General features: G+C 50.3%; 16 protein-coding genes. 10 read left to right on the top strand and 6 right to left on the bottom strand.

Annotated elements, in window-relative coordinates; all coding sequences use genetic code 11:
• The first annotated feature begins 15 nt into the window (after nucleotides 1-15).
• From NDI52_RS04460 to NDI52_RS04430, 7 genes are all read left to right on the top strand, one after another.
• A complete protein-coding gene (locus tag NDI52_RS04460; protein WP_190772751.1) occupies nucleotides 16-762 on the top strand; it encodes a hypothetical protein in 747 nt (248 codons plus the stop codon).
• Nucleotides 763-1,515: 753 nt separating this feature from the next.
• Nucleotides 1,516-2,880, top strand: coding sequence for a CmpA/NrtA family ABC transporter substrate-binding protein (locus tag NDI52_RS04455; RefSeq protein ID WP_190772750.1), 1,365 nt, complete (start codon nucleotides 1,516-1,518; stop codon nucleotides 2,878-2,880).
• A 212-nt stretch (nucleotides 2,881-3,092) separates the two neighbouring features.
• Entirely contained in the window at nucleotides 3,093-3,941 is an 849-nt protein-coding gene (gene ntrB, locus NDI52_RS04450; protein ID WP_190772749.1) for a nitrate ABC transporter permease, read from the top strand.
• Between the two features lie 305 nt (nucleotides 3,942-4,246).
• The gene (locus NDI52_RS04445; protein WP_190772748.1) at nucleotides 4,247-6,265 is read left to right on the top strand and encodes a nitrate ABC transporter ATP-binding protein; all 2,019 of its coding nucleotides are present in this window, start codon (nucleotides 4,247-4,249) and stop codon (nucleotides 6,263-6,265) included.
• Nucleotides 6,266-6,432: 167 nt separating this feature from the next.
• Nucleotides 6,433-7,278: a nitrate ABC transporter ATP-binding protein gene (locus NDI52_RS04440; protein ID WP_190772747.1), complete on the top strand. Its 846-nt coding sequence runs from the start codon at nucleotides 6,433-6,435 to the stop codon at nucleotides 7,276-7,278.
• A 738-nt stretch (nucleotides 7,279-8,016) separates the two neighbouring features.
• Complete coding sequence (locus tag NDI52_RS04435; RefSeq protein ID WP_190772746.1) at nucleotides 8,017-9,216, top strand: general stress protein; 1,200 nt, start codon at nucleotides 8,017-8,019, stop codon at nucleotides 9,214-9,216.
• 82 nt (nucleotides 9,217-9,298) lie between these two features.
• A complete protein-coding gene (locus NDI52_RS04430) occupies nucleotides 9,299-9,763 on the top strand; it encodes a BON domain-containing protein (protein ID WP_190772745.1) in 465 nt (154 codons plus the stop codon).
• A gap of 176 nt (nucleotides 9,764-9,939) precedes the next feature.
• Here NDI52_RS04430 and NDI52_RS04425 read toward each other — a convergent pair whose 3' ends face one another.
• The 3 genes from NDI52_RS04425 to NDI52_RS04415 form a co-directional block, all read right to left on the bottom strand.
• Complete coding sequence (locus NDI52_RS04425) at nucleotides 9,940-10,320, bottom strand: DUF2721 domain-containing protein (RefSeq protein WP_277874848.1); 381 nt, start codon at nucleotides 10,318-10,320, stop codon at nucleotides 9,940-9,942.
• Nucleotides 10,321-10,572: 252 nt separating this feature from the next.
• Complete coding sequence (locus NDI52_RS04420; protein WP_190772743.1) at nucleotides 10,573-11,475, bottom strand: polyphosphate kinase 2 family protein; 903 nt, start codon at nucleotides 11,473-11,475, stop codon at nucleotides 10,573-10,575.
• A 110-nt stretch (nucleotides 11,476-11,585) separates the two neighbouring features.
• Complete coding sequence (locus NDI52_RS04415) at nucleotides 11,586-12,533, bottom strand: RluA family pseudouridine synthase (protein ID WP_190772742.1); 948 nt, start codon at nucleotides 12,531-12,533, stop codon at nucleotides 11,586-11,588.
• 36 nt (nucleotides 12,534-12,569) lie between these two features.
• On the opposite strand from NDI52_RS04415, the gene NDI52_RS04410 reads away from it, so the two are divergent.
• Complete coding sequence (locus NDI52_RS04410) at nucleotides 12,570-13,475, top strand: DUF6671 family protein (RefSeq protein ID WP_242045927.1); 906 nt, start codon at nucleotides 12,570-12,572, stop codon at nucleotides 13,473-13,475.
• Between the two features lie 186 nt (nucleotides 13,476-13,661).
• Here NDI52_RS04410 and NDI52_RS04405 read toward each other — a convergent pair whose 3' ends face one another.
• The 3 genes from NDI52_RS04405 to NDI52_RS04395 all read right to left on the bottom strand — a co-directional run bounded on the left by NDI52_RS04405 (nucleotide 13,662) and on the right by NDI52_RS04395 (nucleotide 15,450).
• Nucleotides 13,662-14,462 carry an ABC-2 family transporter protein gene (locus tag NDI52_RS04405; protein ID WP_190772740.1) on the bottom strand — a complete coding sequence of 267 codons (801 nt, stop codon included), beginning with the start codon at nucleotides 14,460-14,462 and terminating at the stop codon, nucleotides 13,662-13,664.
• Nucleotides 14,463-14,466: 4 nt separating this feature from the next.
• Nucleotides 14,467-14,733, bottom strand: coding sequence for a glutaredoxin 3 (gene grxC / locus NDI52_RS04400; RefSeq protein WP_190772739.1), 267 nt, complete (start codon nucleotides 14,731-14,733; stop codon nucleotides 14,467-14,469).
• A gap of 246 nt (nucleotides 14,734-14,979) precedes the next feature.
• Complete coding sequence (locus NDI52_RS04395; RefSeq protein WP_190772738.1) at nucleotides 14,980-15,450, bottom strand: PPC domain-containing protein; 471 nt, start codon at nucleotides 15,448-15,450, stop codon at nucleotides 14,980-14,982.
• A 133-nt stretch (nucleotides 15,451-15,583) separates the two neighbouring features.
• Here NDI52_RS04395 and NDI52_RS04390 point away from each other — a divergent pair, with 133 nt between their 5' ends.
• Complete coding sequence (locus NDI52_RS04390) at nucleotides 15,584-15,913, top strand: hypothetical protein (protein WP_190772737.1); 330 nt, start codon at nucleotides 15,584-15,586, stop codon at nucleotides 15,911-15,913.
• Between the two features lie 95 nt (nucleotides 15,914-16,008).
• Nucleotides 16,009-16,488, top strand: a complete 480-nt coding sequence (locus NDI52_RS04385; protein WP_190772736.1) for a DNA starvation/stationary phase protection protein — start codon at nucleotides 16,009-16,011, stop codon at nucleotides 16,486-16,488.
• Nucleotides 16,489-16,663 lie beyond the last annotated feature (175 nt).

Here is a 16,663-nt window from a genome sequence, read left to right as displayed (position 1 = left end):
TACCGGGCTACTGCTATGAAAAATTGTTCCGTTACGCCTTGGATGGTCGTGGCCCTACTATCCCTTGCGGGATGTAATACGGCTCCTTCGTCTACATCCAGCCCCACGACAACAGTTGCCCCTGCTGTCCGTACGGCACCCACAGCAGACCAGACTCCAGCCTCTGTCGCTTCACCTCCTGATGTATCGGTTGAGCCGTCTGTTGACGATACTTCTCGCATTGCCATTAACACTGTAATTATTCCTGGAGAACGAGTTGGGGATATTACAGCAACAACGTCGCGTGCCGAATTAGCGGAGCTTTTTGGTGAAGCCGCCCTGACCGATGAAGATGTGAATGTGGGGGAAGGCTTTGTTGAGCCAGGAACCCGTGTGGATCTGGGTAATGGGCGATCGCTCAGCATCATTTGGTCAGATACCACCCGCACCCAACCCGTTCAAGTACGCAACTTTGGTTCCGGCTGGCACGTGCCTGAAGGAATTCGCATTGGCACCTCGTTCCCAGAGTTGCATCAAATCCTGGGGCCATTTGAACTGTCAGGATTTGGTTGGGATTACGGTGGTACGCTTTCGTTGAAAGGAACAAAACTGGCAAACTACGAAGACTTGTTAGTGGTTCGGGTCCAACCGGAAGCCGAATTGCAAACGTCTGGGGATTATCAGGCTGTCATGGGTGAGGAGTTGTATCCGGATAGTGACCCGCATTTGCGATCGCTCAATCTCCGCGTCAACGAGATGATCGTTTACTTAAAACCACAGTGAGCACCATAAACTCTCAGTCACCGATCGGCAAGCATCACTCAATAGACACCTCAAAACAATCTAAAACAAACTAAACTGCTGCGCCTAGCAGGCGGCGTAGCAGTTTAGTTTGTATCGTTAACGACAATCACTACAGCTTACGGCTAGCGAACCTCTGGAAGCATTCATTAGGCTTTAATCAAACACCCTCAGCCCACTCAATACATTCCATCAGAATATCTAGCACTTTACTAATTAGCAGATGCAACTATAGAAGACTTTGATAGCAACAATTATTTTTCATCGACCTATCAATTCCGGAAAGCTCCTAGAAACACTGTGAAGTTCCTTAAGAACGATAGATAAATCTAATCCTTGTTCATCGAAGCACCCAATAGTTAAGGCATTTGTACGATTTTGCCTAATCCGTTCTATAGAAAACCACACTAAAAAAGAACGATTTTATTGGGATTCAGAAACTAAAACTTTAGCTTATCAATTCGATTGGATAGTCGTTGTCTTCCGATGGTTTAGGAAGCGAAAATTTTCCTTAAAAAGGCGCTATTCTCATACATAAGCACAACGCAGTGCTTAGAAATACAGTTGCCAATTCGAGAAGGGTTACGGCCAACACTCATTTCAGAACCTCAAAGGTTTCGGTTTGAGAGTTCTGGGTTTCTAACGTGAGAGTGGTTCCGGACCCGCAAGGTCTCGTTCATCAATTTCTATTGTCGATAATTCTTTTTGCTGTGGGGATGCCACGGAGGAGATTCTATGTCCGATTTTTCCCGCGTGACGCGACGTAAGTTCTTATTTACCGCTGGTGCGTCCGCTGCCGGTGCTGTATTCCTCAAGGGTTGCGTTGGCAATCCTCCCGGAAGCACTCCTGTTGCAACAACCGGTAATACTACTACTGCTCCAGCAACAACCGCAGGTACCGCTGATACGCCAGAAACGACCACGATTAAGTTGGGCTATGTTCCTATCGTAGAATCAGCACCCCTGGTCGTTGCTTTAGAAAAGGGATTCTTCGCCAAGTACGGCATGACTGGCGCGGAAGTATTGAAGCAAGCCAACTGGGGTTCTGCTCGGGATAACGTGGAAATTGGCGCTGCTGCGGGTGGAATTGATGGGGGCCAATGGCAAATGCCCATGCCACACCTGATTTCCGAAGGGATTATTACCAAGGGTAATCAGAAAATCCCCATGTATGTATTGTCGCAGCTGAATACTCAGGGGAATGGTATTGCGATCGCCAAAAAGCACCTGGGCAAAGGCATTGGCTTGGATCTCAGCAAAGCCAAGGATTATATCCTCAGCTTGAAATCTGCTGGAACTCCCTTCAAAGCGGCTTACACGTTCCCCAAAGCCAATCAAGACTTCTGGATTCGCTACTGGTTCGCCGCAGGTGGCATTAACCCCGACACCGACATCAGTCTGTTGGCCGTTCCTTCAGCACAAACCGTTGCCAATATGAAGACGGGCACAATGGACGCTTTCAGCACTGGCGACCCCTGGCCTTACCGGATTGTGGCCGACGACATCGGTTTTATGTCAGCGTTAACCGCTCAAATCTGGCCCGATCACCCCGAGGAATATCTGGCAATTCGCGCCGATTGGGTCGACGCTAATCCCAAAGCCACCAAAGCCGTTCTCATGGCCGTGATGGAAGCGCAGCAGTGGTGTGATGACCCTGCAAACCGGGAAGAGCTGTCCACCATTCTGGCAGGCCGCAACTACTTCAACCTGCCGAAGGAAATCCTGTCTGAGCCTTACAAAGGTATGTACAAGATGGGCGACGGCCAACCAGACATCAATGACACCAAGATGGCCACCCTCTACTGGAAGGACAGCAAGGGCAGCGTCTCCTATCCCTACAAGAGCCATGACCTGTGGTTCCTGACCGAGAGTGTGCGTTGGGGCTTCCTGCCTGCATCCACGATGGACAACGCTCAAAAGATTGTCGACAGCGTCAACCGGGAAGACCTGTGGAAAGAGGCAGCCCAGGCCCTCGGTATAGCGTCCAGCGACATCCCCAGCAACACCTCCCGTGGGGTTGAAACCTTCTTCGACGGTAAGACTTTTGATCCGAGCAATCCCAAGGCATATCTCGAAAGCCTGGAGATCAAGAAGGTCTAGTCGTCCGAAACCCCCAATCTCCTGAGAGAAAAGGGCTTGGGGGGTTCCGAAAAGCTTGAAACGTGTTGATAGGCCAGCACGATTCAAATTCAAAACAAACTCCCAATCAATGCCGGGATAGGTTCTGTGTCGGCATAGGGAATGCGTTTACCCAATTTCCTGTGTTCCCCTTGTGATTTCACCTGTTTAGTTGTTTCATTACGAGCAGAATTATGACCACCACCACCACGCGACGCAGTTCAGGTTTCAATGCCGGAGGAGCATTAGGCAAGTTCTGGAAGAAGAACGCTAAGAATATTTGGCCCCCTCTGGCTGCTATCTTGGTGCTCGGTACTATCTGGCAGTTGGCTTATGCACTCAAATTAACGCTGTTGCCAGGACCCCTTAGCATCTTCACGGATGAGCGGACTCGTACCCTATTGCTCTATCCTTTTTACGATTTGGGTGGGCTAGATAAAGGTTTGTTCTGGCAAACCCTGGCCAGTCTGCAACGAGTTATGATTGGCTACTCTCTGGCCGCTATTGTAGGAATCGCCCTGGGAATTGTCGTTGGTCTCAGCCCGGTTATGTATCGTGCTCTCGACCCCATCTTCCAGTTTCTGCGAACAGTACCGCCTCTTGCCTGGGTACCCATCTCTCTGGCAGCATTGCAGCAAAACGAGCCCGCTGCCCTGTTCGTAATTTTCATTACCGCGATTTGGCCGATTCTGATTAACACCACAGTTGGTGTGCAGCAAATTCCGCAAGATTACATCAACGTACGTCGGGTATTGCGTCTGTCGAACCAGAAGTTCTTCTTTAAGATTCTGCTTCCGTCTGCACTGCCTTACATCTTTACGGGTCTGCGGATTGCAATTGGTCTGGCCTGGTTGGCGATTATCGCGGCTGAGATTGTAATGTCTGGAATTGTGGGAATTGGTTTCTTTATCTGGGACTCGTACCAGAACAACTATGTCAGCGAAATCATTCTGGCCCTGTTTTACATTGGTGCCGTTGGCTTGTTGCTCGACCGTGCGATGGCCTTTATCCAAAACCTGATCGTGCCCGTGGACCGTCGATAGGTTTTGGTCAAGCTTAACTGCTGATTGGTGGTGGTTAAGGGTGTCTGTGGGGCGATGGCCTCTCATCGTCCCCACAGTTCACAACACCGATTTATGCCATCAGCAGCGATCGCCTAGCGATCCAAAGCGATATCACTCAGGCGATGGAATGGAGACGAGTGTGAGTTGAATTCATCCGTGTTCCGTTTAGTCTCAACGGAATGTTTCATAAACGGAAATTCAAATAGTTCTATCTATCCTCACCTCATTCACAAATACATCCATCGCCTATTCCCCCACAGTCCTCCATTCTTTCCAGAAAGCTTATGTCAGTATTTGTTGGTGTTGATCAAATCGAAAAGGTCTTCCCGCTCTCTGGCGGTGGCGAGTACATTGCCCTTAAGGGAATTGACCTACAAATTAAAAAAGGTGAGTTTATTTCGTTAATCGGTCACTCCGGTTGTGGTAAGTCTACTCTGCTGAATATGATCGCAGGTCTGGATCTTCCTAGCGATGGTCTTGTAACCCTGGAGGGTAAGCGGGTCGATAGCCCAGGCCCTGATCGCATGGTCGTGTTCCAGAACTACTCTCTGCTGCCCTGGTTAACGGTCAAAGAAAACATCGCGCTGGCAGTCGATGAAGTGTTGGGCGACCTGCCTAAGGCCGAGCGGGAAAAGATTGTAGATGACCACATTCGGATGGTGGGTCTGCAACATGCAGTCGATAAGCCCCCCGCACAGTTGTCTGGAGGCATGAAACAGCGGGTAGCGATCGCCCGCGCTCTAGCTATCCGTCCCAAGCTGCTGTTGCTGGATGAGCCCTTCGGTGCACTAGACGCACTGACTCGCGGAAACCTGCAAGAGCAGTTGATGAAAATCTGCGAAGAAAACCAGGTTACCGCTGTAATGGTGACTCACGATGTAGATGAAGCGGTACTGTTGAGCGATCGCATCGTTATGCTCACCAACGGCCCCGCTTCCAAGATCGGCGGCATTTTGGAAGTTGACATCCCCCGTCCCCGCAAGCGGATGGAAGTGGTCAACCACCCCAGCTACTACAGCTTGCGTTCTGAGCTGATTTACTTCCTCAACCAACAGAAGCGGATCAAGAAACTGCGGGCTCGCAAGACCGAGGCGATCGCTCGTCATGGTTTAGAAAAAGTCAACCTCGAAATCGGCTTCGTACCCCTCACTGCTTGCGCTCCTCTGGTCGTTGCTCAGGAGAAAGGCTTCTTCACCAAGCATGGCCTGGACGAAGTGAACCTGGTACGGGAAACTAGCTGGCGTGGCATCGTGGATGGCATCGTCGGTGGTTACCTTGATGGCGCACAAATGCCCGCCGGGATGCCCGTCTGGTTCTGCGCTGGCGGTCACCAGGACACTCCTCTGCCTGTGGTCAGCGCTCTCACCATGACCCGCAACGGCAACGCCATCACCCTGGACAAAAAGTTCTACGAGTTAGGGGTGCAAACCGCTGCAGATTTCAAGCGGATGTTGCTGGAAACCACCGATCAGCGGCACACCCTGGGGATGGTACATCCTTCCTCCATGCACAACCTGCTGCTGCGCTACTGGCTCGCCTCTGGTGGCATCGACCCCGACCACGATGTGTCTCTCAAGACTATCCCTCCGGCTCAGATGATTGCTGACCTCAAGGCGGGTACCATCGATGGCTACTGTGTGGGGGAACCCTGGAACGTACGAGCGGCGATGGAAAATGCAGGCTTCACCGTTGCCACCGACCTGGAAATTTGGCTGGGCCACCCCGGCAAAGTGCTCGGGGTTCGGGAAGACTGGGCCAACGCTTACCCCAACACCCACATTGCGCTGGTGAAGGCGATGCTGGAAGCTTGCCGCTACTGCGCCGATGAAGCGAACCACGAAGAAATTCGCCAGCTTCTCTCGCGTCGTGAGTATATCAGCACCGATGTGGAGTACATCCACCTGGGCGATCCCACTACCTTTGTATGCAATCGGGATCAACCCATGCGTGAGTATGCTCACCACCTGTTCTTTGGCGGTGGTGTGAACCGTCCCAGCCGTACTGAGCATCTGTGGATGATGACCCAGATGGCTCGCTGGGGCGACATTCCTTTCCCCCGCAACTGGGTGGAAATTCTGGAGCGAGTTTGCCGGGTGGGCGTTTTTAGCACAGCGGCACGGGAAATCGGGATTACAGATGTGAAGTTCCGCAGTGATTCTATTGAGCTGTTCGACGGCGTAGCCTTTGATGCGGACGACCCCATCTCCTACCTCAACGACCTGACGATCAAGCGTGATTTCAGCGTGGCTGAAGTTCCCCTCGACGGAGTCCGTCCGGTCGTTCCCCAAACCGTCGCCGCCTAGTTGTTTGTCGGTACACACAAACGCTTCAGACGGTTTTGCAAACGCCGCTGTATCCATCCGCTCAGTTTTGGGCAGAGCTGTGAGGCTCCTTACCTTAAACACTCTGCCCTTTCCTGAGATTGGCAACCAAGCACTTCCCGGTTCACCCTTATTCCTCATCAAGCACTATGCAGCAAATACTCGATACTTCCGTAACGAATCGTTCGCCAGGCCAACGCGTAGCCGAACCATTTCTAACGATCGAAGGGGTTTCCAAGGTTTATCCGACTCCCAAAGGGCCTTACACGGTACTGAAAGATGTCAATCTGAACGTAGCCCAGGGTGAGTTCATCTGCGTAATTGGTCACTCTGGTTGCGGTAAGTCCACACTTCTGAATATGGTGTCGGGTTTCAGCCAGCCCACCGATGGTAGTGTGCAACTGAAAGGCAACCCGATCAAGGGTCCTGGTCCCGATCGCATGGTTGTGTTTCAAAACTACGCCTTATTGCCCTGGCTGACTGCTTTCGAAAATGTTTACCTGGCTGTAGATTCTGTTAATCCTAACAAGCTTGAGGCAGAGAAGCGGGCCATCGTTCGGGATACGCTAGCGATGGTCGGCCTGTCCGATGCGATGGACAAAAAGCCGACGCAACTGTCTGGGGGTATGAAGCAACGGGTCGCGATCGCCCGCGCCCTCTCCATCCGCCCAGAAGTGCTGATTCTCGACGAGCCTTTTGGTGCACTGGACGCCATCACCAAAGAAGAACTTCAGGAAGAGTTGCTGAAAATTTGGAACGACAACCGTTGCACCGTGTTGATGATTACCCACGACATTGATGAAGCGTTGTTCCTGGCCGATCGCCTGGTCATGATGACCAACGGCCCCGCCGCCAATATTGGTGAAGTACTGACGATTCCCTTCCCCAGACCAAGGGATCGCGATCGCATTATGGAAGATCCCGAATACTATAAGCTGCGTAACTACGCACTCGACTTCCTATACAACCGTTTTGCCCACGATGATGTGGAGTAATCAGGCAGCCCTCTGACCCTTGGGGTTTCAAGCTAGTGATGCTTGAAACCCCTTTTTTGTATCTTTAGGCTCGACATCAAAAGATAATTTGAGTGGTGCTTTGGGGACAGCAAAATTATCTTTTGGCGCAGGCCAAAAGATTTTGTATCTAGCGTTTTTGTTACAAATCAGTCGCTCAACTCGATTAAACATAAGACCTGAAAGGCCACATGTCTGCACTGAGAGTAGTACAAACCTTTATGCCTTGTGTCTAGCTATAGCTACTTATACAGCGTTTTTCAACCGCTTAAAACCTGGTTGTTTTTGTGAGAGCCGCGCGGAGCGCGGCTCTCACAAAAACAACCGTGTCTGACTCAAGCCTAAGGCGCTGTAATCCCTTTAAACTAGAGAAGTACGAGAGATAGATGTAGAACAAAGCTCCCACCTAGCTTTCGTACTTCACTAATGCGGAAAATGATGCATTATGAATCGCTAATATCTATCAATTTTACGAACACGCTGTTACTTGAAACGGCCCAAAAGATAGAGGGTTTAAAGATAACTCAACCGTTAACTTGTAGGAATTGAATCTGAATAGTGAGCGGGCCCAACTATTGATTAATGATGGCCATCAAGCTCAAAAAGCACAGCAAGCTTGATGTACTCACCATTCACATTTTAGTTAAGCGAATTCATCAAAATCACCCCTAAAGCTATGTCTTTGCAAGTGATTTTGACTCGTTTCGGAGGGACAAAATTATGGTTAACACTCGTTCTGATGTCGATACAGCCAGACATCGCCGCGCAATCGGAACATTTCCGAACCGCCGTGCTGCAGAACATGCCCTGAACGAGCTACGCGATTCAGGCTTCCCAATGGCTCGGGTTTCTATCCTGACCAAAGATTCCGAAGACCAGGGCAACATTGCTGGGGCGACTCACCACACCAAAACTGATGAAGGCGCAAAGACGGGTGCGGCAGCAGGTGGAGCGCTGGGAACCATAACTGGCTTATTGGTTGGATTGGGCACCCTAGCAATTCCGGGAATTGGCCCCATTCTGGTAGCGGGGGCAACCGCTACGACACTGGCAACGACACTGGCAGGAACCGCAATTGGGGCGGTAGCCGGAAGCTTACTGGGTGCCTTGGCGGGTCTGGGAATTCCCGAAGACGAAGCCCACGGCTACCACGATCGCATTATGCGTGGGGAATACCTGGTGATTGTGGATGGCAGCGATGACGAGATTGCTCAGGCTGAGCAGATCCTCCATAGCCGGGGTGTGGAATCCTACAAGGTCTACGATGCTCCGAGCACCACAACAACGGCGGCTCCTGTTGCTGCACCGATGCCGATGCACTCAGCCCATCCAGACCCCCGTATTGCCCATCCCATTACAGCCAACTCTGTGCCACACGAGGATGTGGTTGGTGCAGGGCGCAACAAGCATGCGATCGCCCGCTTCTCTACATTGCATGACGCCGAAGCAGCTGTAACCGAGTTGCATCGCTCAGGGTTCCCTCTCAGCCATGTTTCTATAACCGCCAAGCGGATAGCCCGGCGTGACTCCTTTGTGGGGTTAGACGTGCGCGATCGCTTTGAAGCATCGCGCTACGGTATCCCAGCTGATCAGGCGCAACAGTACGATAGCGATTTAGAGCACGGAGATTTCCTTCTGGTTGTTGGCGGCACGGCATCCGAAATCAACCAGGCTCATGAGATTTTAGCAGCTCGTAAACCAGCATCCTGGCAGGTCTATGAGTCGGCGTCTGTCAATTCGAGCATGAATGCCTCAGGACTCAGCGGTTCAGCCGGAACCCGTGATGAGCGCATAGGAATTGATGAAAGTGCACGCACAGGGCTGGATAGCGCTCGGGACGATCGCACCCAACCTCGCATTCAAAAAAGTAGCTCTGAGCCCGAAGTGATCATCATTGATCACCGTAAAGACCCTCACTAAGTCCATTTGGGATGATTTTACGCAGAGTTATCTGCGTAAAATCATCTCCTTGTAAATGACATAACCCATTCAGCAATTCCTTATGAAGACACTCACCACATTACTTCTGAGTAGCGCTCTGCTATTAGGCGGTGTTGCTTGCAGCAATACGGCTCAAACCGCAGCAGATGCCCCGGATGACACCACTCAGGTAGGCCAAGTACCGCAGGGGGAAGATTCACAAACCGTTCAAGAGGATGGCGAGAGCGCCGTCCGGCGACGGCAGCTGAACTCCGATATTCGTGCCCGAGAACAACGGAATAATGCCGGAGGTGGAGATTTAGAACGGGCCGATGGTGACCTGGAAAGCGAGGTACGCAGTAAGCTGGAAGCCAATCTACCCGCCAGCCAGTTAACCACCGAGGCAAAGGATGGAGTCGTCACTATCTCAGGCACTGTACCAACGCAACCTCAATTGGAGCGCATTGATTCTTTAGCTCGGGAAATTAAAGGGGTTACTGATGTTAAGGTGAATGCCGTAGTGGCTCCCGCGCAGCCCGCTCAGTAACAAATAGCATCTATGATGTAAGGTTGATCTACCTCCGATTCACAGAGCATTTAACCTTCAATCATTTACGGGCTATGCATAGTATGCATAGCCTATTTTAATAATAGTTAGACGATACATAACACTAAGAGCAACATGAGAAGAAAATACAACTGTATATTAAAAACACATTACACTTACATTTGACCCCGCAGTTTCTCTGTTAAAGCTTTGAGAGTCAGACTTATGTTCTGAATGAACAGCACAACAGATGCTACAAGACATATCAAGCTAACAGTGAATAGTATGATAATGATGCCTTGAAGATCAATATTTACAAAAAAGGTTGTGAATAGAGCTATAACCAGCAAACTCACAAAAAGAGTACTGCCGAGGGCGATGGCAAGTAGAAGAATGCGCGATCGCCCATATAAAATACGGATTTGCGTCTTACAGCGATGAGTCTGTTCATCAAAATCAGTATTTTCAGATTGTTTCAACAAGAGCTGAATACAGCCAGTGGTATGTGCAAACCGATTCGTCATGGAGAGGATCAGTAAACCCAATCCCCGATACAAGAACAACCGGTGAAATGGCAGTTTGTAAGACCTGAGTTAAAGCACTCTGCTGAAGTTCCAGCAGAAATACCCCTTGTACACGTTGCTTTATATCTTTCGTTCATAGCAAAGCGTAACGTCTATTCAAGGTTCACTATGAGCGGCAGGCCAAAATTAAGGTTTCACGCATTTTCGAATAGTGTTTTAGCCATATAATGGAGTGTGGAAGAGGTATTTCGTACCTCTTCCACACTCCATTACATGTTTAGTTTATTACGGTTCTTGTTCCAAAAGCTGTTTTGCTTCTGCCAGTGTGATCTTCTGAGCTGCTGTCACTTCGGGATAGGCCAACCCAAGATTTGCCAGGGTTTCGTGAATGATAGCGCCCACAATGAGCCGTGTATACCATTTGCGATCGGCAGGGATGATATACCACGGTGCCCATTCCGTACTCGTGTTATTAAAAACATCCTCGTAGGCATCCATGTACTTATCCCACAATTGGCGCTCTTTAACATCAGCAGCAGAAAACTTCCAGTTCTTCTCAGGTAGCTCTAACCGTTTCATGAAACGTTCCTTTTGTTCCTCCTTCGAAACATTGAGAAAAAACTTCAGGATAACAACGCCATTGTTCACTAAATATTTCTCGAAGTTATTGATCTCCTCAAAGCGCTGCTTCCAGACCTTACTGCTTTCCTTAAGGGACGCAGGTAGTTGTTGCCGTTCCAATAACTCTGGATGAACGCGCACCACTAACACTTCTTCGTAATAGGAACGGTTGAAAATACCAATTCTGCCGCGCTCAGGAACCGCTTTGGAGTACCGCCACAGGTAATCGTGATCCAGCTCTTCAGCAGAGGGTTGTTTAAAGCTAAACACCTGGCATCCCTGAGGGTTAACTCCTGACATAACATGCTTGATGGTGCCGTCTTTTCCTGCTGCATCCATAGCCTGAAAGATGCAGAGCAAAGCATAGGTGTTCTGTGCATAGAGTTTGTCTTGAAACTCTGCTAGCCGCTCGATGCTCGCTTTTAAGACCTCGGGCGATCGCTCCTTCAACTCTTTTTTGTCTATCCTGATATCCTTATACTCAAAATTATTCAAATATCGAGGGTCAAAATCTTTTAGTTTTATTTTAGAGTTCGGCTTAACAATAAACGGTTCAAACAAGCTCATAGTTTTCCTCTCACTCTTCCGCCAAAGATTCGGAAAATGATTTAAGCTCAGCCTAATCCTATTTACATAGAAAACCCTTCTACAAAAGGGTGTATTGAGTGGCAGTCTCATTAACTCAGTACATCTGGCGGGGGGGCACAAAAGTGCAGGACGTTGCCCGTACGAGGATGTGGAACTGTGAGGCGATAAGCATGCAAGTAATAGCCACAATCTCCAGGGAAAGGAGAACGTTCAGCTTTGCCGTTTCCAAAAGAATGGCCGCTGTCATACGGCACTCCCCCAACTCCATAAAGGGGATCACCAACCAATGGATAACCTGCTGCTGCCAGATGAATACGAATTTGATGGGGTCGTCCCGTCCGAATCGTCACCTCCACCAACGTCTGGTCAGAAGCACGACGAACTATCTGAACTTCACTGTGGGCAGGCTTACCCTCAGGGCTAGCCGCATATACATAGCCCAGAATTGAATGGGGAACCTTGCCAATCGGATACGTAAGGATAGTGTGGTTATCCAGAGCACTCGCCCCAATTAACGCTCGATAGGTTTTGCGCAAGCCTGAAGACTGATCAGTTTTTAGGGTAGATTCGCGCATCTGTCGGGCCAGATAGCGACGGGCAAGGGGCGATCGCGCCAACAACATTAACCCTGAAGTTCCCCGGCCCAATCGATGCACCGGTATGGGCGGCGCATCAGGATAGCGCTGTTGCAGTTGCCAGAGCAATGTATGCTCCAGAAAGCCGCCCCCCGGCATGACAGGAAGCCCCGAGGGTTTGGCAATCACCAATAAATCCTCGTCTTCATAGAGCACATCAAAATGCAACGGCACCTCTTCCTCCTCCCAGGGAGGCCGATGATACGCGAGCCATTGCCCCGGTTGCAGCAACATTTCTGCCGTTGCAACTACCCCATTCACAAAAATTTGGCCCGCATGAATTCGCTCCGCCCATTCCTCTCGAGTGGAATGGCGGTAATGCTGCGCGTAGTAATCCAACAAAGATTGGCCTGCGCTGTCAGCATTCACTTGTTCGCGATAAATCCAACCGTTGTTTAGCAAAATTGTCCGACAGGAGAGGCTAAGACACCCGGTGTTTTGAGCAACATCTGGAGTCTTGGGGATGTAGACTCAATTTTAGAAGGTTACTTGAGCGCCATGGGAAACTGGGATTTTGCAAATCGGATGGCCGTGATCGCCACAATGCATCGCAAAGAGGAGGCGATCGCCCCTATTCTTCACCAACTCGGCATCCAAACCCGAGTCCCTCAAGCTTTTAACACCGACCAATTTGGCACCTTTACTCGCGATATCAAGCGGCCTGCGGACCAATTGCAAACCGCAAAACTCAAAATCCAACAGGCATTGGAATTGACCGGCGAAACTCTGGGCATTGCCAGCGAAGGCAGCTTTGGCCCCCACCCCTTTCTGCCCATGCTTCCCCTGAACCGTGAACTGGTGGTGCTGGTGGACCAGGAGAGTGGACTGGAACTGGTGGGAGAAGCAACCTCCACCGAAACCAACTTCAGCCACGCCAGTATTACCAACCTGGAGCAAGCCTGGGAGTTTGCCCGGAAAGTTGGCTTCCCTTCCCACGGGTTGGTGGTAATGCCTGAGCCGGAAAGCTCTGAACATATCTATAAAGGCATTACAGACGAAACAGAATTAGAGGAACTGGCGGGATGGATGCTGGCCAGGTTTGGGCAGATCCACCTTGAAACCGACATGCGGGCCATGATGAACCCGACACGAATGGGGGCGATCGCCCAGGCCACCCAGGATCTTGTCCGCAAACTCCAGCAGCACTGTCCTCAATGTGACTATCCCGGCTTTGATGTGGTGCAACGGAAACCAGGCTTACCCTGCGGTCTCTGTGGCATGCCAACCGAACTTCCTGTCACAGCAATCTACCAATGCAAACAATGCCAATTTACTCAGGCTAAACCTGATCCCACCTCTCCCGATGTGGCCGATCCCGCCCAGTGTCCCTATTGCAATCCCTAAGAAGATTTCCAAATAATGGGGATATTGTTTCTCAGAAATCTCCTAAGGATCATGCATTTAATAACCTGTAATTCTTTTTGTGGGAGTGGCGGCAGAGCCGCCACTCCCACAAAAAGAATTACAGGTTGTTTTGTTTGTGATCCTGTTGAAAAGGGTATGGCTGTGCCATACCCTTTTCAGTTTGTCCTATGCGCCCATACCGGAGTATTGCCGTAATCCCAAGCGCCATAACCAGCGATTGAGCCCGAGAAATATCAGGAACCAGAGGATTGTCATGCCAAACCCCTGGAGGACATTGACGGGCATGCCGACCAATAAGCTAGCGGGAAAATTAATCATGTAAGGAAATGGAGTCCACTGTACAACGGTACGCACCACGGGTGGAAACATTTCTAGAGGGGCAATTAACCCAGACAAGAAGAGATAAAACAACAACCAAAACTGCTCGATCGCACTGGCCCGTTCCATCCAAAAAGCCAGCATCGAGAATGTGTACTGCATCATAAAGCGCAAAGCAAAGGCCATAAGAATGGCGACCATTGCAAGGCAGAAAGAGATGGGATCAGGAATCCAAAACGCCTGCGGATAGATCAGGAAAAATAAGCCAATTAAGAAGATGGCGAAAGGTATACGAGCAAACCGCTCAGCGAAGTGCGTCGCAAAATAATGCCACCCTGGATCTAACGGTTGCAGCAGACGGAAGGAGAGCCGCCCTTCCACCACTTCTCGTTCAAAATCCCAAATAACCCAGACTACAGTAAACTGCCGTACCAGAAATACCGCTAAAAAGTAGCGAACAAAGTCGACCGGCGTCAGGCCAAATTGGCCTCCCTGAGCCGCTTCCATCCAGACTCCCATCAGAATCAGGGGAAGCGACCCCGAAAGTACCCACAGGATTAACTCAGCCCGGTACTCCACCATGTAGGCGTAGTAGACCGAAAGGAGCGTCCCAGTCTTACTCAGAATGGAGCGAACGAACGACCCCATTGGTTTAAGCAACCCCTTCCAATAGGGAATCTAGCTTACCTCGGGAGTTCAGCGCGTGGATGTCATCGCAACCACCAATGTGCTGGTCATCGATAAAAATTTGGGGAAGAGAGCGACGCCCGTGAGACCGTTCGGCCATCTTGGCGCGAGCAGTCTCATCACCGTCAATGCAGTATTCGGTGTACTCTACCCCTTTCTTATCCAATAGCGCCTTGGCGCGAATGCAGAAGGGGCACATGCTCCAGGTGTAAATTTCGACTTTGGCGGCCATTGTCAGTCCTCCCAAGCAACACATTTATATTTCTTAATTTTATCGCAATCACCCATGCTGACAGGTCAAAAGGAGAGAGCCGGGGTGAAGCCTCTACTCTCTCCTTTTGGTTCTAGTGTTTCAACTACCCTTTAGGGGGGAAATTTAATTTCTCGTACGACATCGTACGAAAAATAAGCCGTTAGTCTCTCAAGTCTTACCGGAGAAAAGCTGAAGTTTCTCGCGAAAACTCTAAAATAGCCAGGATTATCGGCAGGGCTCATCGGCAGAACGCAGGCGATTTACGTTCAGCGTGAACTCACCCTGCCCCTGCCCACCAAACGGGCTCACCCGGACAATATAGTTACCGGGTTGGGTAATGCGTGCAAATAGCAAAGAATTGGTGGAGCCATCGGGACCATCATCATTCTGACCAATGGCGGTGCCATCCGGGGCAATCAGCGTCAGGATGGTGTCGAATTGATCAGATGTTAAGTCCATCACGACCTGATCCCCCTCCTCAAAGGAAACCAGATAATCTCGCGCAAACCCACCACTGCCAGTGGGAATGTCCTCTGTAGATAGGGTATCGGTAACTTGGTTGTTACTGGGCAACGGTAGCGGATTGTAGACCGGACTACGCTGAGCGTGAGCATCCACAGCAGTCAGAGCCAGGGTTAAAGCAGTTCCCAGCAGAATCAGCGGCCCTCTGACCGCTCGCACAACAGATTGGCTCATAGAAGTTTCACACCACACAAGCTTGAGATGAATTGCGTTCATTATGACTGGGCGATCGCCCATCCCTGCCAGATTATGAAATAACTTCAGAAAGCGCAACAACTCAAGCGTTTACAAGCCTCACCCTATCTCTATGGGCAGCAGTCATGCCTCCCATACTTATCTCTTGTACCGGAGCGGCCCCAACCCCAAAACCCTGATTTTGCTGTCGCACGGCAACGAGACATCAGGATTCTGGGGTTTGGTGCTAGATATGAATATACCCACAGAGAATAATGTTGCAAAACGTACTCGTTATGAGTATGATTTAGAAGAAGGGGTGAGTGACAGCTATCGAGCAAAACTTCCTCTTCAGAATGCTCAGGACCTCAGCCGTTGCCAGAGAGGCTACCGGGCACAACAACTCAAACTTAATGCCAGGCAACGGTATAGAGCCGAAATTTCATTTTTTCTTGCGTTTTGAGAGTAGAGCGGGTGATAGACAAATCATCCCAGACGATGGATTTAGACCATTGCAACCTGCATCCACACAATGTGCAAACTAAGGAGCACGTAACTATGACAACGACATTAGATCTCAAGCAAGCAGAATTGGTCAAAGCGTTGAATCGTCAGCAAGCCAATACCCTGGTTGCCTACCTTAACTACAAAAAATACCACTGGCTCACCTTTGGTCCCTTTTTCCGAGATTTGCACCTGCTGTTCGAAGAGCACGGCACCGAAGTTTTCGCCATGCTGGATGAACTGGCCGAGCGCAGCTTGATGATTGATGGTTCCCCTGTGGCTGACCCTACGGATTACCTCACGACCGCTACCGTTACCCCTTCCAGCGGCAAGCTGTCTGTGAAGCAGATGGTGGAGGAGGCGATCGCCACTCACGAACACATCATTGACGAAATGCACAAAGACGCAGACGCCGCTGCCACCGCAGGCGACATTGGAACGGCTGACCTCTACACCCGTCTCGTACAGGTTCACCAGAAGCACCGCTGGTTCCTGAAGGAAATTGTGAAGAAAGGGGACGGTTTGCTGGCATAGAGGAGCCTGGGACAAATAGCTTCCCCCAAATGGGGGACATGAACAATCACCTAGTTGGCTCCTCTGGTTGAACGAGGTACCCCCAGGGGGTGCCTTCGTATATTGAATATGGAAGTTGACTCCTGATTAGCCTGATTAAGGCAACTAGTAGGAGCGAGGGGGGCTCGCTCCTACT

This window comes from Leptolyngbya sp. PL-A3 (assembly GCF_039962325.1).
Taxonomy (GTDB): domain Bacteria; phylum Cyanobacteriota; class Cyanobacteriia; order Elainellales; family Elainellaceae; genus Vacuolonema.
Note: the sequence above shows the minus strand (reverse complement) of the source record. Positions and strands in the feature narration are given on the sequence as shown.